General features: G+C 60.2%; 20 protein-coding genes and 1 pseudogene. 9 read left to right on the forward strand and 12 right to left on the reverse strand.

Features of this window, described 5'->3' with window-relative positions; genetic code table 11:
• Nucleotides 1-11: 11 nt before the first annotated feature.
• Complete coding sequence (locus OLZ32_RS35545) at nucleotides 12-995, reverse strand: zinc-dependent alcohol dehydrogenase family protein (RefSeq protein ID WP_264425056.1); 984 nt, start codon at nucleotides 993-995, stop codon at nucleotides 12-14.
• A 165-nt stretch (nucleotides 996-1,160) separates the two neighbouring features.
• Here OLZ32_RS35545 and OLZ32_RS35550 point away from each other — a divergent pair, with 165 nt between their 5' ends.
• Both OLZ32_RS35550 and OLZ32_RS35555 read left to right on the forward strand, forming a co-directional pair.
• Nucleotides 1,161-1,460, forward strand: a complete 300-nt coding sequence (locus tag OLZ32_RS35550) for a hypothetical protein (RefSeq protein ID WP_264395736.1) — start codon at nucleotides 1,161-1,163, stop codon at nucleotides 1,458-1,460.
• A gap of 1 nt (nucleotide 1,461) precedes the next feature.
• Nucleotides 1,462-1,872 carry a universal stress protein gene (locus OLZ32_RS35555; protein ID WP_003547678.1) on the forward strand — a complete coding sequence of 137 codons (411 nt, stop codon included), beginning with the start codon at nucleotides 1,462-1,464 and terminating at the stop codon, nucleotides 1,870-1,872.
• Between the two features lie 12 nt (nucleotides 1,873-1,884).
• On the opposite strand, the gene OLZ32_RS35560 is transcribed toward OLZ32_RS35555, so the two are convergent.
• The gene (locus OLZ32_RS35560) at nucleotides 1,885-2,256 is read right to left on the reverse strand and encodes a hypothetical protein (RefSeq protein WP_003547677.1); all 372 of its coding nucleotides are present in this window, start codon (nucleotides 2,254-2,256) and stop codon (nucleotides 1,885-1,887) included.
• A 46-nt stretch (nucleotides 2,257-2,302) separates the two neighbouring features.
• Complete coding sequence (locus OLZ32_RS35565; RefSeq protein ID WP_003547676.1) at nucleotides 2,303-2,761, reverse strand: pyridoxamine 5'-phosphate oxidase family protein; 459 nt, start codon at nucleotides 2,759-2,761, stop codon at nucleotides 2,303-2,305.
• A 129-nt stretch (nucleotides 2,762-2,890) separates the two neighbouring features.
• Between OLZ32_RS35565 and OLZ32_RS35570 the strand changes: the two genes are divergently transcribed.
• The gene (locus tag OLZ32_RS35570; RefSeq protein ID WP_264425018.1) at nucleotides 2,891-3,712 is read left to right on the forward strand and encodes a universal stress protein; all 822 of its coding nucleotides are present in this window, start codon (nucleotides 2,891-2,893) and stop codon (nucleotides 3,710-3,712) included.
• Here OLZ32_RS35570 and OLZ32_RS35575 read toward each other — a convergent pair.
• On the reverse strand, nucleotides 3,678-5,570 hold the full coding sequence (locus OLZ32_RS35575; RefSeq protein ID WP_264425021.1) for a heavy metal translocating P-type ATPase: 1,893 nt from the start codon (nucleotides 5,568-5,570) through the stop codon (nucleotides 3,678-3,680). The genes OLZ32_RS35570 and OLZ32_RS35575 overlap by 35 nt on opposite strands.
• Nucleotides 5,571-5,598: 28 nt before the next feature.
• A complete protein-coding gene (locus OLZ32_RS35580) occupies nucleotides 5,599-5,922 on the reverse strand; it encodes a TraR/DksA family transcriptional regulator (RefSeq protein ID WP_264425023.1) in 324 nt (107 codons plus the stop codon).
• Between the two features lie 226 nt (nucleotides 5,923-6,148).
• On the opposite strand from OLZ32_RS35580, the gene OLZ32_RS35585 reads away from it, so the two are divergent.
• Both OLZ32_RS35585 and OLZ32_RS35590 read left to right on the forward strand, forming a co-directional pair.
• On the forward strand, nucleotides 6,149-8,830 hold the full coding sequence (locus OLZ32_RS35585) for a cation-translocating P-type ATPase (RefSeq protein ID WP_264425024.1): 2,682 nt from the start codon (nucleotides 6,149-6,151) through the stop codon (nucleotides 8,828-8,830).
• Nucleotides 8,831-8,896: 66 nt separating this feature from the next.
• Nucleotides 8,897-9,730 carry a universal stress protein gene (locus OLZ32_RS35590; RefSeq protein WP_003547671.1) on the forward strand — a complete coding sequence of 278 codons (834 nt, stop codon included), beginning with the start codon at nucleotides 8,897-8,899 and terminating at the stop codon, nucleotides 9,728-9,730.
• Between the two features lie 206 nt (nucleotides 9,731-9,936).
• On the opposite strand, the pseudogene OLZ32_RS35595 reads toward OLZ32_RS35590, so the two are convergent.
• From OLZ32_RS35595 to hppD, 5 genes and pseudogenes are all read right to left on the reverse strand, one after another.
• Nucleotides 9,937-11,256 (reverse strand): annotated as a pseudogene (locus OLZ32_RS35595) (hypothetical protein).
• Nucleotides 11,257-11,619: 363 nt separating this feature from the next.
• Nucleotides 11,620-12,252: a maleylacetoacetate isomerase gene (maiA, locus tag OLZ32_RS35600; RefSeq protein ID WP_264425026.1), complete on the reverse strand. Its 633-nt coding sequence runs from the start codon at nucleotides 12,250-12,252 to the stop codon at nucleotides 11,620-11,622.
• Nucleotides 12,249-13,274 carry a fumarylacetoacetate hydrolase family protein gene (locus OLZ32_RS35605; RefSeq protein ID WP_264425028.1) on the reverse strand — a complete coding sequence of 342 codons (1,026 nt, stop codon included), beginning with the start codon at nucleotides 13,272-13,274 and terminating at the stop codon, nucleotides 12,249-12,251. The genes maiA and OLZ32_RS35605 overlap by 4 nt, the downstream gene beginning before the upstream one ends.
• A gap of 52 nt (nucleotides 13,275-13,326) precedes the next feature.
• The gene (gene hmgA / locus OLZ32_RS35610; RefSeq protein ID WP_264425030.1) at nucleotides 13,327-14,688 is read right to left on the reverse strand and encodes a homogentisate 1,2-dioxygenase; all 1,362 of its coding nucleotides are present in this window, start codon (nucleotides 14,686-14,688) and stop codon (nucleotides 13,327-13,329) included.
• Nucleotides 14,689-14,749: 61 nt separating this feature from the next.
• Complete coding sequence (gene hppD / locus OLZ32_RS35615) at nucleotides 14,750-15,859, reverse strand: 4-hydroxyphenylpyruvate dioxygenase (protein WP_264425032.1); 1,110 nt, start codon at nucleotides 15,857-15,859, stop codon at nucleotides 14,750-14,752.
• Between the two features lie 130 nt (nucleotides 15,860-15,989).
• Between hppD and OLZ32_RS35620 the strand changes: the two genes are divergently transcribed.
• Nucleotides 15,990-16,469 (forward strand): Lrp/AsnC family transcriptional regulator, encoded by a 480-nt coding sequence (locus tag OLZ32_RS35620; protein WP_003547666.1) that lies wholly within the window; start codon nucleotides 15,990-15,992, stop codon nucleotides 16,467-16,469.
• Nucleotides 16,470-16,518: 49 nt separating this feature from the next.
• Here OLZ32_RS35620 and OLZ32_RS35625 read toward each other — a convergent pair whose 3' ends face one another.
• Entirely contained in the window at nucleotides 16,519-16,980 is a 462-nt protein-coding gene (locus tag OLZ32_RS35625) for an Lrp/AsnC family transcriptional regulator (RefSeq protein WP_264425034.1), read from the reverse strand.
• 123 nt (nucleotides 16,981-17,103) lie between these two features.
• Between OLZ32_RS35625 and OLZ32_RS35630 the strand changes: the two genes are divergently transcribed.
• Complete coding sequence (locus OLZ32_RS35630) at nucleotides 17,104-17,895, forward strand: phenylalanine 4-monooxygenase (protein ID WP_264425036.1); 792 nt, start codon at nucleotides 17,104-17,106, stop codon at nucleotides 17,893-17,895.
• 63 nt (nucleotides 17,896-17,958) lie between these two features.
• Here OLZ32_RS35630 and OLZ32_RS35635 read toward each other — a convergent pair whose 3' ends face one another.
• On the reverse strand, nucleotides 17,959-19,740 hold the full coding sequence (locus OLZ32_RS35635; protein WP_264425038.1) for a peroxidase family protein: 1,782 nt from the start codon (nucleotides 19,738-19,740) through the stop codon (nucleotides 17,959-17,961).
• Between the two features lie 687 nt (nucleotides 19,741-20,427).
• Between OLZ32_RS35635 and OLZ32_RS35640 the strand changes: the two genes are divergently transcribed.
• Together OLZ32_RS35640 and OLZ32_RS35645 are read left to right on the forward strand one after the other, a co-directional pair.
• Nucleotides 20,428-21,783: a S8 family peptidase gene (locus OLZ32_RS35640; protein ID WP_264395744.1), complete on the forward strand. Its 1,356-nt coding sequence runs from the start codon at nucleotides 20,428-20,430 to the stop codon at nucleotides 21,781-21,783.
• Nucleotides 21,780-22,010, forward strand: a complete 231-nt coding sequence (locus tag OLZ32_RS35645; protein WP_017960086.1) for a hypothetical protein — start codon at nucleotides 21,780-21,782, stop codon at nucleotides 22,008-22,010. Before OLZ32_RS35640 ends, OLZ32_RS35645 begins: the two co-directional genes overlap by 4 nt.
• Nucleotides 22,011-22,031: the final 21 nt, after the last annotated feature.

Raw genomic sequence — 22,031 nt, forward strand, 5'->3', positions numbered from 1 at the left:
GAGGACGGTGGCTATGGAACGATGACGGCTGCGCCGGTGAGGCGGCCTGCGCGCAGGTCGTCGAGGGCATCGTTCGCGTGCTCGAGAGCGTAGACGCTGGTGACGCATCGGACTCCGGCCGCCTTCGCGATCGAGAAGAATTCGGTTCCGTCGTTCCGGGTCAGATTCGCCACGGAGACCACACGCCGCTCGCCCCAGAGCAGACGGTAGGGCATGCTCGGGATGTCGGACATGTGGATACCGCCGCAGACCACCGTTCCGCCCTTCCGCACTATGTCGAGCGCCATAGGCACGAGTTCGCCGGCCGGCGCGAAGATGATGGCGGCGTCGAGCGGCACCGGCGGCCTTTCACCGGAGAACCCGGCCCAGACGGCGCCAAGGTCAAGCGCGAACGTCCGCCCGGCCTCGTCTCCGGCACGCACGAATGCATACACGCTCTGGCCTCGATGCTTGCATACCTGCACGAGGATGTGGGCGGCCGCGCCGAACCCGTAGATGCCGATCGTCCTCCCCTCGCCCGCCATCTTCAGGGATCGCCACCCGATGAGGCCCGCGCACAGAAGAGGAGCGGTCGCCACAGGGTCCGTATCGTCAGGCAGTTCGAGCGCGTAGCCCGCCTCGACAACCGCATGCGTCGCGAAGCCGCCGTCGATGGTGTACCCGGTGAAGCCAGGCTCGTCGCACAGGTTCTCGCGACCCTCGCGGCAATATTCGCAGTGCCCGCAGGTGTGGCCCAGCCAGGGTACTCCAACTTTTCGACCGACAAGACGACCAGGAGCGCCCTCGCCGGTTGCGATCACGGTTCCCACAATCTCATGCCCCGGAACGAGAGGAAGCTTTGGCTGGGAGAGGTCTCCGTCGCAGACGTGAAGATCGGTCCGGCAGACGCCGCAGGCCTCCACCTTGACGACGACCTGGCCGGGCGGCGCTGGCGGGTCCGGCAGCTCCACGAGACGAAGCGGACGTCGCACCTGTTCAAGTACCATCGCCCTCACGTTTCCCTCCATCGGCATGTGCCACCGCCATGGTCGTATCACCACCTTCCCGACCTCGACTTGATCCCGGTCAAACATCCGGATTGATGCTCGTCAAAGACGGAACACCTCAGGGCAGATAGGCTCCTGGACACGGCGCCACGACCTCATCCAAAGGAGAAGGACATGCGCGAACAAGAAAAGGTACGCAAGACAGCAACCGATGTAGCCACGACCGTTCCTCCGGTCGAGCGAATGTCCGCAGACCTTGTTCTCGGACGTCGAGACGAGGATCGCTGGGAGGTGACGGCGGCGACGCCGCGAGGCCAAGCATGGGCGAGAGACCATTTCTGTTGCGCGCTCCGGCAATCCTTCCCTGGCACCATGTGTCTCGACATCATGAGCGCCGATCGGCTTCTCAAGGAAGCGCATGGCGATGGACTGACCACCGAGTTCATCAGCCTGTCTGGAAAGGACATATACTGACATGTTCGCCACAGTCGTCTGCGCCATCGGCCGAGGATCCCGGCAACGCATGCTCCAGCTCGTCGAAACGGCCCGCGCGCAGCTCGCTCCCAACGGAAGCCTCCACCTCGTTCACGTGGTAGAGGGCCTGCCCTCGTCGGCCTCGCCGGACAGTTGGGCGGTCGAGGTGATGGCCGCCGCCGAGACCAGACTTTCGGAAGCTCTGCGGTCGACCGACACTCCTGCTTCGATACACGTCCGCGTGGGCAACCCGTCTCAGGTCATCGTCGCCACCGTGAAGGAGACCGTCGCGGATCTCGTCGTGGTCGCCTCTCACCGGGATGACGTGCTCGACCGGATCTTCGGCTCGGTCGTGGACCATGTCGTGCAGCGCGCACCATGCTCCGTGCTCGTCTTGCGAACGACCCGGTGACCGCCGCACGCTTCACACGACCGTCTTCGCTTCAGCCTCCCTGACCTGACCGGCCGCGACGTCACGATATAGTTCGGCTGAGTGTGACAACAGTCGTGACCCTGTCTCAAAGAACCGTGCCACCTCCACGGGATATTCCTCCAGCTCGCTCTCGACGAAGTCCGAAAGAACCGCGACTGTATCGCCGTTGTCGATACTGCAGGCGAGTCGCGCCAGGAATTCAGAGCATCGAAGCCCGCGTCGAGCAGCGGACGCCGTCAAATCCGTGGTTACCCTGGCCGACGCGGCGAAGATCTCGTCTTGAATCAGGAACCCCGTGCGAACGATGGGTGCGAGGTTGGAGGTGAATATGGCGCTCGGATGGAGACTGGGGAAATATGGCATGTGATGTTCCGTTTGTGGGATGTGGTTTCGGCTCGAGCATTGACGGTCATTCCGTTCTGATTGCGCCCCGTCCCGACACGGCCGTGACGGCAATGCCGTAGAAGACGTGAGGAGAACCGTCGGGCATGGGGACCTCATGGGGCTTCATAGAGCCGATCTCCCACCAGTCCGAATACTTTTGGAGAAGCGACCACGCATGGAGCCTTTCGCTTCGTCGCGCGTCGCTGTCAGGAAACTCCTCGAACCTGCCTTCGACGACGACGCTCGTCCACCCGCCGGCGCTCGAACGCTGCTCGACGTGAAGGCAGACCTTGTCGTTTCCCCGCATCCAGTCGAGCTTCTTGCCGGGCATGGTGAAGCTATAGGCGACGCCGCTGGAAAAGGCGAAATAGATCGCCGCCACGTAAGGCTGTCCATCCTTGCAGCATGCCAGATGACCGAAGCGCTCATTCTCAAGGATTCGGTAGCACTCACCGGGGTTGATCTCCGTTAGCTTGATCGTCATGGCCGTGTCCTCCAGCTTTAATGAAGGCACGATCATAGGAGCTTCGTTGCGCCGCGGCCTTGACAAAGCTCAATGCGAACTCTCTCTGCGGCATGCACCATGACGGCAGTTTAACCTCAGGAGGCCAGCATGAAGCCGCAGTTCCATCTCCCGTTATCGACCTATCCCGACCCGAGTTCCTTTACCATAGTCGACAACGCGATCGACCTCGCTCGGCAGAACGACGCCGATCTTGTCGCCAGCATCCCGCAAGTCCGGATCCCCCAGGTCCATCAGCCCTTTCCCACTTTTATCGATGTCGACACATGGCGGGCACAAGCAGAGGGGTATAGCCGGGACAGCGGGACTTCGCTGCGGGAACACGTCACCGACGCTATTTCGGAAACTGGCTTCGAGGTGCGAATCCATGGATTCGAGGTCCGGGAACCGTTCGTCTATGCACGCTTTTCCGAAATTGCCAGGTGCCACGACCTCTCCATCGTCGAGGCTTCGGAACTGTCCCGACAGCTTTCCGAGACGCTGCTGTTCGGAAGCGGCCGCCCCCTAGTGCTGTTTCCTGCGACCAGCGTCCGCTCTCGTGTGGACACGATCGCCGTTGGCTGGGACGGCAGCGCCACCGCGGCGCGCGCCCTTTCCTGCGCACGCATCTTCATAGAGCGCGCGACCAAGGTGCAGGTCATCTCGATCACCGACGACAAGGAGATCGACGAGGCGAACCGCGCGCTCCTGATCGCCTCGTTGAAACACTCGGGATTCGACGTGGAAGACGTTTCGATCCAGGCAGGCGGCGATACCGCGACAGCCGCCATCCAATCGGCCGCGCTGGAACGAAAGGCGGACCTTCTGGTCGCGGGCGGGTTTGGCCATTCGCGGCTTCGTGAATTCATCCTTGGCGGCGTTACTCGGGAACTGCTCGTCAAACCCGAGCTGCCGGTGCTTCTCGCCCATTGAGGGCGCGAAGGGCGTTGAGAATGACCGCCACGTCGATGGCCTCCTGAAGCAATGCGCCGCCGACTGGCGGAAGGTATCCCGCTCCCGCGAACCCCATCGCGAGGAGCGAGAGACCTATGCCGGCATAGATGCTTTGAAGCGCGATCTTGCGCGAACGACGCGCAATGCCGATCGCCGTCGCTATCTTGGTGAGGTCGTCCCGGACGAGCACGATATCCGCGGCCTCCGCGGCCGCTGCAAGGTTCTCGACGCCTACCGCGATTCCGACGTCGGCTGCCGCCAGCGCTGGCGCGTCGTTCACGCCGTCGCCGACCATCAGCACTTTCCCGTGGACGCGTTCCTTTTCGATGACTGCGACTTTGTCTGCGGGAGCGAGCCTCGCCGCGACGTCGTCCAAGCCCAGCGAGCGAGCGATGGCTGTCGCGATAGCCAACTCGTCACCAGAAGCCAGGACTACTCGAGAGATTCCTGACGCCCTGAGCTGGGTGACGAGTTGGACAGCGTCTTTGCGAAGCCGGTCTTCGAGCGTGATCGTCCCAGCCAGCGTGCCGTCAAACAGCACCATCACACGCATCGCGCTGCCTGACCCGTTAAGCCCGGACGGCGGCGCCTCTCCGAAATACGTGTCTCCTCCGACGCCGACACGCACCCCGTCGACGACCCCGGAGATTCCGAATCCCGCGGTCTCGGTCACCTCCGATGGGCGGCTCAGTACCAACCCACGTCTATGCGCCTCATCCACCAGCGCGCGTCCTACCACATGGCCCGACGCCTGATCCAGCGAGGCGGCCAGCCGCAGGATCCTGTCGGGATGCTCCGGGCCTGCTATCACGCCGACTTCCGGCTGTCCCGCGGTGAGCGTCCCCGTCTTGTCGAACACCGCCACCGTGGCCTGTGCGAGGGCTTCGAGAGGTCCCGCGCCCTTCACCAGAACGCCCTCCTTGGCGGCTTTTGAAGTGCCGGCCGCAAGTGCGACGGGCACGGCCAGGATCAAAGGACAGGGCGTGGCGACGACCAGCACGGCCACGATCCGAGACATGTCGCCTGACATAATTGCCGAGACTCCTGCAATGGCGATGGTTGCGACCAGGAACCAGACCGAGAACCGGTCGGCGAGACGCATCAGCTTCGCCTTGGAGCGCCTCGATGCTTCCACGAGCCTGACTATTCCGGCATAGGTGCTGTCCTCTGCACGGCTCACAACGCGAATTTCAATCGCGTCCCCCTCGTTCGTAGCGCCGCTCGAAATGTTGCCACCCTTGGCGATGCGCACCGGGAAAGGCTCTCCGGTCAGCACCGACTGGTCGATCGTCGCGACTTCGCCGACGAGGGCTCCGTCGGCCGGTACAACGTCGCCCTTGCGTATTAGGAGCACGTCGCCGACCGCGACCTCCTCGATCGGAATTTCTTCGAAACCGGTTCCGGCAAGCCGCAGGGCCGTCCGCGGTACCTGCGCCAGCAAAGCGGACATGCCCTCGTCAGCGCGACGATGTGCGTATGCCTCCAGAAACTGACCGCCGGAATACATGAGACCGACGATCGCTCCGGCAAGATATTCGCCGAACCACAACGACGATCCCATGGCCATCGCCGCGATCAGATCCAGGCCGTATTCCTGCTTCCGCAGCTTCTTGGCGATCTCAATGCAAAGAGACAGCAGAATCAGGCTGATGCAACCCACCAGGATTAACCGATACCCAAGGCCGTGACCCGCGAGATAGAAGGCGAATGCGGCCGCGAGCGCAAGGAGCGACAACAGTACCAGAAGACCCGACCGGGAGCCCGCCTTCCTCAGTCGCAACATCCCGCCCTGATGCCACATCCACTTACCACCCCACCAAGCCGCCGCTGTAGCCACCTCTCACCCTCCCATCAATCCAGAAGTCTCAGCGGAACGATTTTGCGCAATCGATACAGAACGGCGTATAGGGAACCGCAGTTAGCCGCTCCTTGCCGATCCGATTGTGGCATTTGACGCATTTCCCATATGTGCCGTCGTTCAGCCTACCGATCGCCGCGTCGATGGCCGCGATCTGGTCGTGCCCCTCGGCTTGCATCTCGCGAAGAACCTCATCGTTTTCGACCTGGGTCGCGCGCTCCTCGCTGTCCTTCTCAAGCGCGGCGCTGAGATCCGCACCGATCGCTCCGAGACGACGCACAAGGTCATCCTTCATTGTCTGCAACACGGTCTGTGCTGAGCTTTTATTCATTTTAGTGCCTTCCAATCTTGCCTAACCAATGCTGGCCCCCACACGGCACCGTCGGAAACCGATCCAAGCGCAGCGTCTTCGAAACGCATTGGCCGCGTAAGCCGCGGTCCACAAAACGTCCGCAGCATATCTCAGTCCGGTCGGAGCTCCTTGATCCCGGTCAATGCCCCGTGCGCGGGTGCACATAGGCTGTTTCAATGAAATCGTTGCGACAAGTCCGGAGCCCATGATGAATCTTACGGCGCAGACACCCGCCCCCACGACGCCTAAGGCGAACGGACTGACGAGCGTCCAGGCCGAGGCACGCCTCGCCGAGCTCGGACCTAACATGCTGCCCGAGCCTGAGCCCCCATCGCCGCTGAAGGTCTTCCTCATTCAATTTCGCAACCCGATCATCTATATTCTTTTGCTGGCATCGGCGCTCTCGTTTGCGACCGGCAGGATCGAAGACGCCCTGTTCATTTTCGTCGTGCTTCTGATCAATGCCTCCATCGGCACCTACCAGGAGTATTCGGCGGATCGAGCGGCCGCAGCCCTTAGAAAGCTTGAGCAGCCGTCGGCCAAGGTCATCCGGGACGGCGTGGCCTGTAGGATCGAGGCCAAACGGCTGGTGGTGGGCGATCTCGTTCTTCTGGAATCCGGCGACCGAATCCCTGCCGATCTGAGGCTTGTCGATGCAAGTGACCTCCGGTGCGACGAGTCGCTTCTGACCGGCGAGTCGAAGCCGGTCCCCAAAGGGCGTATTGTCGAAGGCTCGTCGGATGTAACCCGCAATTCCTTGCTGCTACTCGCGGGCTCCCTTGTGACACGCGGGAGAGCCAAAGGCGTCGTGACCGCTACGGGTACCGCGACCATGCTTGGCGGCATCGCCGTCGAGTTGGGAAGAGCCAGTTCGTCGCAGCCCCCGCTCGTCGCCCGTCTGGCGAAGTTCACGAACGCGCTCGCGGTTTTCGTAGGATTGGCAGCATCGGTGCTGGTCCTCGCGGGCTTCATGCGGGGCCTTGCTCTGCAAGATCTCGTCATGATGTCCGTTGGTCTGGCGGTGAGCGCAGTTCCGGAAGGCCTTCCGATCGCCATCTCCATCGCGCTTGCCGTCAGCATGCGGCGGATGGCCGCCCGCAACGTCATCGTCCGAAGCATGCCGGCCGTGGAGGCCCTGGGTTCGACCACGATGATCGCCACGGACAAGACGGGGACCTTGACCAGCAACGTACAGACAGTGACCGAAATTCGCCTGCCGGACGGAACGGACATCGCCCTGGACGCCCACGCGGATCTCGACAAGTGCGAGATCAGGGCGAGCGGCCTGCACAGCGACCTTGTCCGCGAGAGGGCGCGCAGGCTGCTACGCGCTGCACTGCTCGCAAACGAAGGAACCCTGGCTCGCCGTGACGATCTCTGGGTCGCTGCCGGCGACACGGTCGACGTGGCGCTTCTTGCAGCAGGGCGAAAGGCGGGGCTGGGACAGGAAGAGCTGAACGACCGATACCCGCTGGCGGCAAGGATCGCCTACGAGCCCGAGCACAAATACGCTGCATCCTTCCACCACGGCGGCGATCGGATCCATCTCTTCGTCAAGGGGGCGTCGGAGGTGCTCATAGAAATGTCTGATCGCATGGACTCCGCAGGAAACGTAGTCGAAATCGACCGTGCGTCGCTTTTGGCGCAGAAGGAAGAAATGGCCGCGCGAGGCCTCAGGGTGCTCGCGTTCGCCGAAGGGGAAGTCGGCGCGACGCTCGCCGGAAGCCTCGGACACGGTCACCTTGTCGATCTCGTGTTCTTGGGCCTGGCCGGACTACAGGACCCAGTTCGACCTGAAGTGCCGAACGCTGTGAAAGACTGCCACGCGGCCGGTGTGGAGGTCGTGATGGTGACCGGGGACGACCCGCGGACCGCTGCCGCGATTGCCAGAGATTGCGGCTTGAGTTTTCATGCGGGCCAGGTCGTCTCTGGCAGCGACATCGATGAAGCCGCCCGAGCGGGCGACCAACGGCTGGACGAGATTACGAGAGAGGCCCGCATCTACGCCCGCGTGCAGCCGGCGCAGAAATCGGCGATCGTCGGATCCCTGATCCGCAATGGCCACATCGTCGCCGTGACCGGAGACGGTGTGAACGACGGTCCAGCGTTGAAGAAGGCGCATGTCGGTGTCGCGATGGGGCTCAGGGGAACCGAGGTAGCAAAGGAAAGTGCCGATCTCGTCGTCACGGACGACAACTTCGCATCCATCGTCGCGGGGATCGCCGAGGGGCGGGCAGCCTATCGCAATATCCGCAAGGTGGTGCTGATGTCGGTCGCAACAGGCGCCGCCGAGGTCCTGCTCTTCATGCTCGCGCTACCATTCGGCCTGCCCATGCCACTCCTCCCTGTTCAGCTTCTATGGCTCAATCTCGTGACAAACGGCATCCAGGACGTCGCCCTTGCCGGCGGAAGACCGGAAGGAGACGAGCTGGCGGGGCCGCCACGTTCTCCGCTCGAGCCTGTCCTCGACCGGCTGATGATCCGGCGCGTCGTCCAATCGACGGTCGTCATCGGCGGGGCAGCGTTCCTGGCCTTCCAGTGGATGCTTGCGCATGGATATGGCGTTCCCGAAGCCCGCAACATGACGCTTCTCATCTTCGTGATGTTCGAGAACGTCCAGACCCTGGCAAGTTCCTCCGAAAGACGATCGATATTCTCCGTCGATATCCTTCGGAACCGCTTCCTGCTCCTAAGCGTGCTCGCCGCCCAGACGATCCACATCTCTGCGATGTACATACCGTGGCTCGGCAGAACGCTCGGCCTTTCGCCGATCACGCCTCTTGAATGGGGCCTCAGCATGCTGATCGCTAGCTCCCTCGTTCTCGTGACCGAGGTCGACAAGCTCGTCTCCCGGCGACGCCGCGATCGTTCACCCCACGTTGCTTGACGAAGATCAAAGACGTCGCCGCAAGTGCCGTTATCCTCTCGATATTCAACAAGAGAGGTGATCGAAATGTCCATTCGTACGGTAATGAGCATCCTGACTTCCAAATATTTCGACGAAGACCTGAAGGCCGCCGTGGAGTTTTGCGGAGCCTCCGGAGCCCATCTCAGCGCGGTCGTGATCTGCATGGGCGCATCGCCGATGATGGGAGAATACAACTCCCTGTCGACCGTCTGGCTGGAAGAACGCCAGCGCGAAATCGAGGAACTCGTCAAGAAAGCCGAAGAGATCAAGGCGTATCTCTCGCGCACCGAACTGTCCTACGATGTGCAGGACGTCTATACGGAATATGCCTTTGCGCAGGAGGACGTTGCAGAACGGGCGCTCTATGCCGACGTCGTCCTCGTCGGCCGCCAAGCGTGCAAGGACGAGGAACTCCAGAAACGGGTCATGGATGGCGCTCTGTTCCGGACGCCGACGCCGGTCATCATCAACCGCGGACGGCGGCCGCTCTCTTCCACTTCCAAATCGATCGTGCTGGCGTGGGATTCGAGCGATGAGGCATCGCGTGCAGCAAGGCAGGCCCTAGACCTGTTGAAGACGGCGGACTGCGTCTACGTGACCATGATCGATCCAGTCTCGCGAGAGCGGGTGAATGGAGAGGAGCCAGGCGCTGACATCGCGAGCTTCCTCTCCCGTCACGGGGTCAAGGTTCAGGTAGATCGTGTGGCCAGCGGCGGAAACAGGGCTGACGAGATCCTGAGGCAGCATGCGACGGACGTGAATGCCGATCTGATCGTCATGGGCGCATACAATCACCCTCGCTGGCAGCAGACGCTTTTCGGAGGCGTGACGCGCAACATGATCGAGCAAAGCAGCATGCCGATATTCATGGCTCATTGACGGCGGGGAGAACACGGCCGCGCTCCGTGCGCGGCCTTGCCGGAGTGGCAGCATGCAGATGGCGACGTGCGGCTGCGTCACCCCCACCACAAGACACTTGACGGCTGCTAAGCCCCGTCTTCGCTTGACGGCGGTCACCACAATGACCGCCCGCCTTCCTTTAGGCAAACTACCGCACCTCGCCGGCGGACCGGCGATCCTTACTTCTAATACCTACGGGAATTGGCATCGCATTTGTGCCATTGCATATCCATTCCGGCTTCATCCTCATGGCCATAACACCAGTCGACGCGATCGAGCAGTGGACCGATCTGATCGCGCCGTTTGCAGGCCCGCTCCGTCTCGATGCCGTAGCGATCGGTGCTGCCGCGGCAGATGTCGTCCAGTCCTATCCACGGATGGATCAACCGATCCGGCGCTTTGGCACCTTTGTCCGTGACGATCACCTTTCCGGTCTCGGACTCGATCTGCAGGAAGCCGTGTTCCACAAGAAAGAGAATTCCGCCATCCCGGCGGAAGTTCTGCCCGTATCCCGGTTTCGGGCAAACCACTCGACAATCCCCGACATTTCGCATTTTCCGGCGCAACTGGCAGTCACGGAGCCGGGTTTGACGCTGTATATGCGCTCCGGCCAGCGTCGGGCGAAGGCCGCCTAGTCCTTTAAGATGACGTCTTTGTCGACCGAGTTTCCGAAGAAGGAGACCTCGTCGGCATAGACGCCCTTCATAAAGGCCAACGCCGAGGCACTGTCTTTCGACCATTCGTCATTGTATCGGTTGACGAAATCAACCGCCTCGGTGGTCAGGTCGCCGGGTTCGGAGGCAGCCACCTCCTCGGAAGCGCTGGGGTCTGACGGCATGCGGCGGGTGTTGCGCTCACCTGCGGCGCAGCATCCGGCGGTGGCGGCGCGCTTGCCGGTGGCGAGGGCATGTTCTCGGGCTTGTTGATATTCCACTCTCGCATTTCCGCACCGGTAAGATACCGTATATCGTCGCTGTCGATCGACAGGCTGAGCCGCAGCAGAATGGGGCTTACCCCCATGTGGGTAAGATATCCGATGATCTCGCCGGTCAGCGATTGAACCGACGAGACTGCCAATTTGTTGTCCATGGCGACATCGTAGGATAGGGAAACCCGATGCACGCCGATGGACCCCGGCTCGGCAAACCTTTGAACGCCACCGGCGAAGGCGAATACGCAAGCCGATGCGCATTCCGCGGCTCTGATCTGGATCGTTCTTGCATTCAGCGCGCGGTACGGCCGAACTCGATCGCGGCCATCACGTTTCCGCCGGGCGAGTCAAAAGTAATATAGTCCGGTTGGAACTGCTCGTATTCGTCGACAAGCGTCTTCAGATCGTCGGAGATTTCGAACACACCCTTTATCGCAAGGCCGCGCTTCCCCGGCGCGCCGTCGAGACGTTGGTAGGAAATTGCCGCATGCCCCTCTTGCGCCAGGGCGACGAACGCCAGCAGCATCGATATGAACGAGAGGGATTTCCGCATTCTTCTCCTGCCTTCGAGCACGTATGTTTCTCCTGTCGTCACTCGCAGCATTCTTGCGCGCCTATCTATTGCTGGGGGCAATCATCGAATCTTTGCGATGAGCCCGCCAGCCTTCAAATGCGACCGAGCCCGTGTCCATCACGGGTGCGACGATCAACAGCTTTGACGAGAACATTTCAGACTTACCCCAATCATCTGATCAATGCACAAGGGGCAATCTTCTGGCAAGCGGCACAATCAGAAGTGTTGATACAAGGTAAACGTCGGTTCCTCGCCGCGATCGTGAGATCCCAGTCCACGCGATCTGATGCGTGCCGGCCACGGATGCGGGAGCCGCAGGAAGAAGGGAACGCTTCTTCGGATTTCGTCCCGGCTGGTCTGCCGTTACGGTTTCACGCGGTCGGGATGCGCCGCCTGGAAGGCCGGCAGGTCTGCGCATCTGCCGTCGATGTCGACGATGCGTTTGAAAGCGGTCATATCAACGCCCCAGCGGCGGGCGTTGTAGACCTGGGGAACAAGGCAGAGGTCCGCCATGGTCGGCGTGTCTCCAACGCTGAACGCGCCGTCGGCTTTGCCGATCATCGCTTCCAGTTTGCGCAGTCCGTCTGAGATGAAATGCTTCATCCATTCCTCGCGAGCATCGGGCTTCTCGGTCATGCTCATCAGATGCGACACGACATGCATGTTGCAGATCGGATGGATGTCCATGGCGACCGCATATGCGAGGGTGCGGACTTTCTGGCGATCGGCGATATGACGCGGCAGTAGTCCGCTTTCCGGCTGAAGCTCGGCCAGATATTCGATGATTGCCAGCGACTGCGTCAGTGTTTTCCCGTCGATCACCAATGTCGGCACCAGTCCCTGCGGGTTGAGCGTGATGTAGTCGGGGGTCTTGTGCGCCCCTTCTAACAGGTTGATGGACACCGTCTGATAATCGACGCCCAAGAGATTGAGTGCGATGCGGACGCGATAGCTCGCCGATGATCTCCAGTAGTCGTAAAGAACGACCTCGTTCATTGCGGGTCGGCTCCCCGGTATTTTTCGACCGTCTGCTCGATCGCCCCGAAGATCGAATGGCCGGCATGATCCTTCATCTCGATGCGGACCTGATCCCCGAACTTCATGAAGGGGGTTCTCGGCGAGCCGGCCTCGATCGTCTCGATCATCCTGAGTTCGGCGATGCAGGAGTAGCCGTCTCCTCCCTCTTCCACCGGTTTGCCCGGGCCGCCGTCCAGCTTGTTGGACACCGTTCCCGAGCCGATGATCGTGCCGGCCGCGAGATTGCGGGTTTTGGCGGCGTGGGCGATCAGCTGGCCAAAATCGAACGTCATGTCGATGCCGGCGTTGGCTTTGCCGAACGGCTTGCCGTTCAGGCTGACGAGCAGCGGGAGATGCAGCTTGCCGCCATCCCAGGCATCTCCGAGTTCGTCCGGTGTCACCGCGACCGGAGAAAATGCCGATGCCGGCTTCGACTGGAAGAAACCAAATCCCTTTGCCAATTCGTCCGGGATCAGACCGCGCAGCGACACGTCGTTGACCAGCATCACCAGGCGGATGGCGCCGCGCGTGGCCTGCGGGCTGGACCCCATGGCAACGTCGCCGGTGATGACGGCCACCTCGCCCTCCATGTCGATCCCGTAAGCCTCGTCGGCCATCGCGATCGGGTCACGCGGTGCCAGGAAAGCGTCCGAACCGCCTTGATAGATCAGCGGATCGGTCCAGAAGCTTGCCGGCATCTCGGCGCCGCGCGCCTTGCGCACCAGTTCGACATGGTTGACGTAGGCGGAACCGTCGGCCCATTGGTAGGCGCGCGGCAAAGGTGACGTTGCGTCATGTTCGTGAAACCGGATCGTTGGCTGAGCGCCGGTCTCGACGCCTTCGGCAATAAGCGCGAGCCTCGGAGCCACATGCTCCCAGTCGTCGAGTGCTCCCTGCAGAGTGCGGGCGATATGACCGACCTCGGAACAGCGGGTCAGGTCACGGGAAACGACGACGAGCCGGCCGTCCCGCGTGGAGTCTTTTAACGTCGCAAGCTTCATGTCCGAAATCCCGTGTCGGAGGATGACTTCAGTTGATGCATCACTTGATGCATCATTTGATACCGGGGGTTCCGTCGAACTTGCGTTCCAGGCCCTCCCAGCATTCGAGGTAATTATCCTGCAGCGTCTCGAGCTCGGCTGCGTATTTCGTCAGTTGCTGCGGGTACCGGGTCTCGAACATGAAGGCCATGGTGTGATCGAGCTTCACGGGTTTGAGCTCGGTATTGGATGCCTTTTCGAAGGCGAGCGCGTCCGGCCCGTGGGGAAGCATCATGTTGTGCAGGCTCATGCCGCCCGGCACGAAGCCCTCTTCCTTGGCGTCATACTGGCCGTGGATCAGCCCCATGAATTCGCTCATGATGTTGCGGTGGTACCAAGGCGGCCGGAACGTGTGCTCGGCGACCAGCCAGCGCGGCGGAAAGATCACGAAATCGACATTCGCCGTACCCGCATCTTCGGTCGGCGCGGTCAGCACCGAAAAGATCGACGGATCGGGATGATCGAAACGAATGGCGCCGACCGGAGAAAATGTCCGCAGGTCATACTTGAACGGGGCATAGTTGCCATGCCAGGCCACCACATCCAGCGGCGAATGGCCGATGTCGGTGACATAGAATTTCCCGCACCACTTCACATGAACGCGGCACGGCGTTTCCTTATCCTCGAAAGCGGCAACGGGCGTCTTGAAGTCGCGCGGGTTTGCCAGGCAGTTGGCGCCGATCGGCCCGCGGTCCGGCAGCGTGAATTTCGCGCCGTAGTTCTCGCAGATATAGCCACGCCAGACCGTTTGCTCGCCGCCCGTCATAATCTTGAACATCATGCCGCGCGGGATCAGGCATATTTCCAGTGGCTCGACGTCCATGATGCCCATTTCGGTGAACACTCTGATGGCGCCGAGCTGCGGCACGATCAGCAATTCGCCATCAGCATTGAAGAAGTAATCGTCTACCATGTCCTCGTTGAAGACGTAGGCATGGGCAGACATGCCCACCTGGGTGGTGGCATCGCCTGCCGTCGTGATGGTCCGCACCCCTTCGAGGAATGTCAGTCTCTCCGAGGGTGCGGGGATGGGATCCCAGCGAAGCTGGCCGAGGGGAAGCGAATGTTCGTCGAGGCATGGCGCCGTTTTCCAGAGCGGATAGGACGCGTCGGAGAAGCGGCGGGTGTGACGCACGCTCGGGCGGATGCGGTAAAGCCAGGATCTTTCGTTGGTCCCGCGCGGCGCGGTGAACGGCGAGCCGGAAAGCTGCTCCGCATAAAGACCGTAATTGCATTTCTGGGGGCTGTTCTGCCCTTGCGGCAAGGCGCCGGGGAGCGACTCGGTTTCGAAGTCATTGCCGAACCCCGGCATATATTTCAGCGTGTTTGCCGTCGCGGCTTCACCATCCGACGCCTGGATCGATGTCTGGTCCATGCTCACTCCTCCCCGAAAACTCCAGCGCCGCGCGTCTGAAAGATGCGCGGCGCTAAAGAGTTTACTCCGCTGCAGTCCCGATGACACCACGCTTGATCTGATCGGCCTCGATCGACTCAAAGAGAGCCCGGAAGTTGCCTTCGCCGAAGCCCTCGTCGCCCTTGCGCTGGATGAATTCGAAGAAGATCGGGCCGATGACGGTCTTGGAGAAGATCTGCAGCAGGATTTTCGTCATGCCGCCATTCACCACACCTTCGCCATCGATGAGGATGCCGTGTTTCTTCATGCGTTCGACAGGTTCACTATGGCCGTTCACGCGTTCATAGGACATGTCGTAATAGGTCTCCGGAGGACCCGGCATGAAGCGCAGGCCGTTGTCGGCAAGCCTGTCGGTGGCGTCGTAAATATCCTCCGTTCCAACGGCGATGTGCTGAATGCCCTCGCCCTTGTACTTCTTCAGATACTCCTCGATCTGGCTGGTGTCGTCCTTCGATTCATTCAGCGGAATGCGGATTTTGCCACAGGGCGAGGTGATGGCTCGGCTGACCAGACCGGTGATGCGCCCATCGATATCGAAGAAGTGGATCTGCTTGAAATTGAACAGGTTGCGGTAAAAATCCCACCACTTGTCCATGTTGCCGCGGAAGACGTTGTGCGTCAGGTGGTCGAGATAATAAAAGCCGATCCCTTGGGGATGCGGGTCACGCTCGCCGAGCCAATCGAACTCGGCCTCGTAGGCCGATCCCTTGGCCCCATAGGTCTCGACGAAATAGAGTAGCGAACCGCCAATGCCGACAATCGCCGGGACATCGAGCATCTTGTCATCCCCTTCATAGGGAACGGCGCCTTTTGACACCGCGTGATCGAAGGCGTGCTTGGCGTCGACGACGCGCCAAGCCATGGACGGGGCGCAGGGACCGTGATTTGCGACGAAACGCGCGGCATGACTACCGGGCTCGGCGTTCAGGACATAGTTGATGTCACCCTGTCGCCAGACGGTGATATCTTTCGTCTTGTGTTTGGCGACCGCAACATAGCCCATTCGTGTGAAGAGTTCGCGCAGCGTCTCGGGTTCAGGATGGGCGAATTCGACGAATTCGAAGCCGTCGGTGCCGGCCGGATTGTCGGCGGTGATTTCCGAGGGCGGCGCATCATGCGGGAACGGACCCATTTTCTTTCCTCCAGAGGAGATGGCATTTGATATGCAAAGTGTGGCCCAAAACGCGTGCAAAGTTCTTGCATTCTTTATGCTTCGCGAAGATATTATGCACGATCCGTGAGTGTATTGGAGATTTCGTGCAATGGATGAGCCGCTCGACAAATTGGATTTGCGCCTGCTTCAGGAACTTCAAAAGGACGGCAGGCTGACGAACAACGAGTTGGGTGAGCGGATTGCGCTTTCGCCGTCGCAATGCTCGCGCCGGCGGACGAGACTGGAGGCTGAAGGATATATCCGCAGCTACCGCGCTCACCTCGATCGGCAGAAGCTGGGTCTGGATATGCTAGTGGTCATTTCCGTGACGCTCGCGACCCACAACAGAGACAATGCTCGCCGATTTTCGCAGCTGATCAACGGATTGCCGGAAGTTCTCGAAGCCTATGCGCTGACCGGTGAAATGGATTATCACCTGACGGTCGCGACCCGCGGGCTCGCCGACCTCTCCAAATTCGTCAACGACGTGCTGTTGCCTCACGAGTCGGTGCAGCACGTGAAAACGTCGATCGTCCTCGATACGCTGAAGACATTCGAGGGCTTTCCGGTGCTGATGCCGGGGCACTGACATGGCGACTGCGCGATGATGTCGATGGCATCGCCCTGCGCAGTCATATCTAGAGCGGCAATTCGGTCGAGAATTTCAGCTCGCGCAGCACAAAGCTCGAGACGACCGTGCGCACATGCGGGTTGCGCATGAGATAGCGGGTCATGAAGGCTTCGTAGCTTTCCACGTCGCTTGCCCGGATCTTCAGCATGTAGTCGAAGGCGCCTGACAAGGCGTAGCACTCCATGATCTCCGGCCGTTCCAGCACCACGGAAGCGAAAGACGCGACCGCCTCTTCGTGGTGATCCTCCAGCGTCACATGCGCGATGACGCAGAGCTTGAGATCGAGTTTTCCGGGATCGAGCAGCGTCACACGCTTGCGGATGACCCCGTCGGCTTCCAGTTCCTGGATCTTCCGCCAGGCCGAGCTCTGCGACATGCCGGCCTTTTCCGCCAGGTCGGCCAGCGACAGGCTGCCGTCGGCCTGGACGAGCTGCAGAAGCTTGCGGCGAAAATTCCTAGGTTCTTTCATTTTTGGCGGCACTTTCGGGAATATTTGCCACCATTATGGCGACAGCCAGCATGAAAGAAAAGAAAATCCTCCAAACTCGGATCATAATGGCAGGAAAAGCGCCCTGCTCGGGAGGATCAGCACATGACCAAGGAAAGCAGCTACACCGCCAAACTGCCCGGCCCAGACGGTTTGTACGACTACACCCCGGATGAAGATGTTATCTGGGGTGAACTCTACCGGCGTCAGATGAAGCTGCTGGCCAATACGGCCTGCCGCGAATATCTGGACGGCGTCAAAATGCTGGGGTTGAAGCCCGATAAGGTGCCGCAGCTTCTCGACGTCAACAGACGCCTGAACGAGACCACCGGCTTCGGCGTCGAAGGCGTGCCGGCGCTCATTCCGCCCTCGCGCTTTTATGAGCTTCTGTCGCAAGGCAAATTCCCGCTCGCAACTTTCCTCCGCCGTCGCGAGCATATCGACTATATCGAGGAACCGGACCTGTTCCACGAGGTTTTCGGCCACTGCCCCATGCTCACCAACCAGAGCTATGCCAATTTCGTCCGGCATTTCGGCGAAACCGCCGTCCGCCTCGGCAAGGGCTATTCCTGGCACCTGTTCCGGATCTTCTGGTTCACCGTCGAATTCGGCCTGATCAATACGCCGCAGGGACGCCGCTGCTTCGGCGCGGGCATCGTCTCATCGCCCAGCGAAGCGAAGGCGGCAATGGAAGGCAAGGCGTGCGAATTCCGGCCGTTCGATCTGCTGAGCGTGCTCCGCACGCCCTACCGGATCGATATTCTCCAGCCGATCTACTATGTCATCGACAGCTTCGCCGATCTGGAAGCGATCGTGGAGCAGGATATCGAGGCCACCATCCTCAAGGCAAAATTGCTGGGTGATTTCGCCCCGGCTTTCGAGGCCAAGGCTTCGTGAACCCCGATGATAGGGCGGCTTGCCTCGCCGCGGTGCGGCGAGGCAAAATAGTCTTGCGAGCACTTACTGCATGACCGCCGCGAACCGCATCCACTTGGCGATCGAGTCGATCGGCGTGTTGTCTGGCATCTTGAGAGGGCTCTGACTGGGCGTGAATCCACGCGAAAGAGCCGAGTCCGGATCCGCAAGCAGCACGCCCACGAAGGTCGACGCCACGAGACAGCTCCCGACTTCGCCCAATCGATTTCCGCCTGCAGCCTCGGCTTCGGCCAGAATGTAGAACCAGAGCGGTGTACGTTCGTGGAAACGCGATCCTGTGCCGGCGAGGAAGTTCTTCAGATCGGGCTTCGCGGCGAACAGCGCTGAGACATCTTGGATCGGCGAGGACTGCACCGCGCCAGTCTGGTTGAGATGCTTGTGTAAAGCCTGACCCGTCGGGAGCCTGAGATTGTAGCCCCGACGAAGGTTCCGCCTTGCCAGGTTCTTGAACAACTCCTTGAGCTGTTGGTCGGCCTGGTCCTCCCCCTCCTTGAACAGGGTATGCAATGGCGGAGCAAGTTCCGTATCGATCCTCCTGGCAAGACGGGCCGGCTCCCCATCGCTCGCATCATGGGGATCGGCTCCGGTAAAGCGCGTCCAGTCGATTATCCAGTTCTTGGGCAGCTTCTTCGCGTTATCCAGCCTGCCGCCGCCGCCAGTGAATTCGAAAAGCAACTGCAAGGTGGCGCGCGGTAGAAAACCTGTACCCGGCCGCCCAAAGTTCTTGTTGTAGTCGTAGAAGGCTCTGACCATGGAATGACCGAACCGATAGGCCGCCGTGGAGAACTCCAACGGCAGAGCGTTGCCGAGCCGGGTATTCTGTCTCCGGGCATCGAACTCGGCTCTGAATTTAAAGAAGTGAGATGCCCGATCGTTGACGACGCGGTCCACCACAACCGGATCGCAAACGCCCTTGAGGTATCCTTCTACAATCAACCATTGGTAATGAAGTCTTGTCAGAGCCTGCGCCGAGCTGAAATCGGCGATCCAGCCCGTGTCATGCGATGCAAGATAGTCGACGGCCTTGTTATGGAACCGGAGAAAGCTCAGATGGAACTGCGCGACGACGAGATTTTCATCGTTGCGATTGTCCCCGATTATCGCCCGCTGGGGCAAGCTATCAGAGAATTTCTGAAACGCCTCGGGAGTCATCGCGGCCTGAGCCAGACGTAAAGCCGCCTCCCGGACAGACGACTGGACCTGGCCGTAGCGAGGGAGGTCGCGATGTTCGTCGAGGTTGTCGGGAAGCGGCCCCGGATCGACGGCTGTCCCGACACGCATTTTGTTTTTCAGCGTGGGGTGGCGAAGGCCGGAGATCACTTTGACAACATCCGCATCTATCCCCTCGCCGACGGCAGATCCGCCGTAGACACTATCCAGATCGAAACGGGGCGAGCGAGCATTTCTGAACTGGCTCTCCACTGTCGACGAGGCGACAGGCGGGTGTGCGTTGACCATGCTCGAGATCGCTCCTTCGCGATCAGTTCGGGCCGTCAGCTCGTGATCCAGGAATTGTCCCCAATATGTGAACACAGGCGGGAGCGTGGAATCTTCCGTCGGATCCTCGCTCGTCGGCGTCGCGACAACATCGATCATCATTTCGCCGAGCTCATCGAGCTCCCCAAGCGTTTCCGCCGTGTTGGGAAGGTAATTCTCTGGCGCATCTAATGGCGGTACGAAATAACCGAAGTCAGCTTCTTCATCGACCGCGACGTCACCCGTCGCTGGCCGCCCGGCCCGAACGCTCGGCCCTGGAACTGCGCGCTCTTTCTCCGCACCCCCGTGCGATTGAAAAACGATTGCCATTGGCAACACCCTCCGTTTTCCAGCCCGCGGGATAATTCATACACCTAGAACGCGAAGTCAACTAATCATATTGGGCTATTATTCATCTTAAAGTTGGTAAATTACCGGTAAAGCTCAGTCGATGTCTGTGCGGTTTCAGCGCACTCGTTTTTGCGCATCGGATTCCCTGCCCCGCGGTTGGCGCCTCGTTGTAAGCGGTGCCATTGCCGGTATCGCTGGCGCTTTTCGCCGCAAGTCCGTTATTGCAAGGCAGTATCGATAATCGGACAGAGCCACCTCAGGCACAAAAATAGCGAGGAAATACAATGGGGAGGAGATGTAGAAGTATAGGCTACCTGAAAAGCAATGAAACGCCGGCGAACGACCGCTAGAATTTTCATTTGCTAACTCAACAATAAGATGTATATTTGCCGCCGAGATTTCGGCCAGGGGAAGTACATCCCGAAATCGACCTACAAGGTACAATTTATTATGCTTGCTTGCCGAATGCTCCAGTTTTCGGTTGGCGAAGCTTTGAGTTCTGGCGGCAAGTCAGCGGAAAAACATCTGGTCAATCCGCATCGATCCACCAGCAGCTCCGCCGCTGTCCCGAACCCGAGTTTCGGCTCGATTAACGGGGTATGCCGCGCCAAGCTTGCGGCTTTTGTATTGCTTTAAAACCGTGAAAGATGGGGGAGAGTTGGTATCATGGCGAAATCAACGCGAGGCAGGGTCAACGCACAAGGCGACGGCACATCGGGTCTTGGCATGGTGGTGCGATTTACACCCAAAGCAAGGAGCGAGGGTGTACAGCAACTCGAAAAAGGCGGCTTCCGTGTCGCATCGTCCAAAGATTTTCGCAGCGCCGTGGCGGTGCCAAATGATTTCGATGGCGCTGATGTTCAGTACTTCGAACGTTTCGGGATCGCAATTGTGCGCCGGGATGGCGAGAGACTGAAGCCCATGTTGCAAAATGCCATGCAGCAGAAGGTCGTCAGCGCGGCCCGGCCGGAGCGATCCTATCGTGCCCTCGGCGGTCCGCTGACGAAGCGGCTAGACCTCGCACAGGCAACGGTGGGCGGCGTTGCAACCTCTTTGGACCGTGACTACCTGCTCGGCTATCGTGACGCCGTGAACGAACTGGTCGATCGCTTATTGGGCAAAACGGGGCCAGAGGGGCTTGTGGCCCGGGCTGCCTTTGACGAGACCAGCAACACTTGGGGACTGCAGGCTATCAGGGCTATCGAAGGTGACCTGAGCGGGGTCGGCATCAAGGTAGCAATACTGGATACCGGATTTGACGAAACTCATCAGGATTTTGTCGGCCGTTCCGTCACCAAGAAGCTCTTTGCAACACGCAGTTCCGAAGGCGATGTTCACGGTCACGGAACGCATTGTATCGGCACGGCATGCGGTCCATTGCGACCGACCAGCGGCCCACGCTACGGCATCGCCCATGAGGCGGAAATCTACGCCGGAAAGGTGCTGGGTGACGATGGCTTCGGTACTGACCGGTCGATCATTGCCGGCATGGAATGGGCGCTGGATGAAGGCTGCCATGTTATTTCGATGTCGCTAGGCGCTGCAACGCAAATTGGAGATGCGCCGAGTGACGACTACGAGCAAATTGGGCAGGTATGTTTAGACGCGGGAACCTTAGTTGTTGCCGCCGCTGGGAACGAAAGTTCTCGTCCTCAACAGATTGCGCCAGTTGGTTCTCCGGCGAATGCGTCCACGATCCTGGGAGTTGGCGCCGTGGATCGCTCCTTCGCGCCGGCATCGTTCTCATGCGGCGGTTTGAATCCTGGTCAGGAAGTGGACATTGCCGCTCCTGGCGTCGACATTTTTTCGAGCTTGCCCGATGACAAGTATGACCGGTGGGATGGCACCAGCATGGCGACCCCACATGTTGCCGGCGTTGCGGCTCTTATTGCTCAGTCTGATCCGAAGTTTCGCGGATGGGCGCTATGGGCGCGCTTGATTCAGCTTACAAAGCCTCTATCTTCCTCTGCTAGGGATGTTGGCAAGGGCCTGCTCCAGGCAAGAGGAAGCGGCGAGGTATGACGACCGATAAGATTGAAGTTACCATTCGGATCGACAAAAACGAGGCCCGCAGTTTGGGAGAGGTCGTCGGCGACTTGAAGTCGCAAGGCCTCGAACAGGTGCAAAGCCACGAGCGCTTCATGATTGTCAACGGTACTGTCAATCCTGACGCGCTCGATGCGCTTCGCGCGGTAAAGGGAGTCGCTTCGGTTCGGCAAGATGCCGCATACAAGACTCAAGCAAACTGATCATGCAGGCGGCACGGCCCA

It is taken from the genome of Rhizobium acaciae (genome assembly GCF_025941625.1).
GTDB classification, from domain to species: Bacteria; Pseudomonadota; Alphaproteobacteria; order Rhizobiales; family Rhizobiaceae; genus Rhizobium; species Rhizobium acaciae.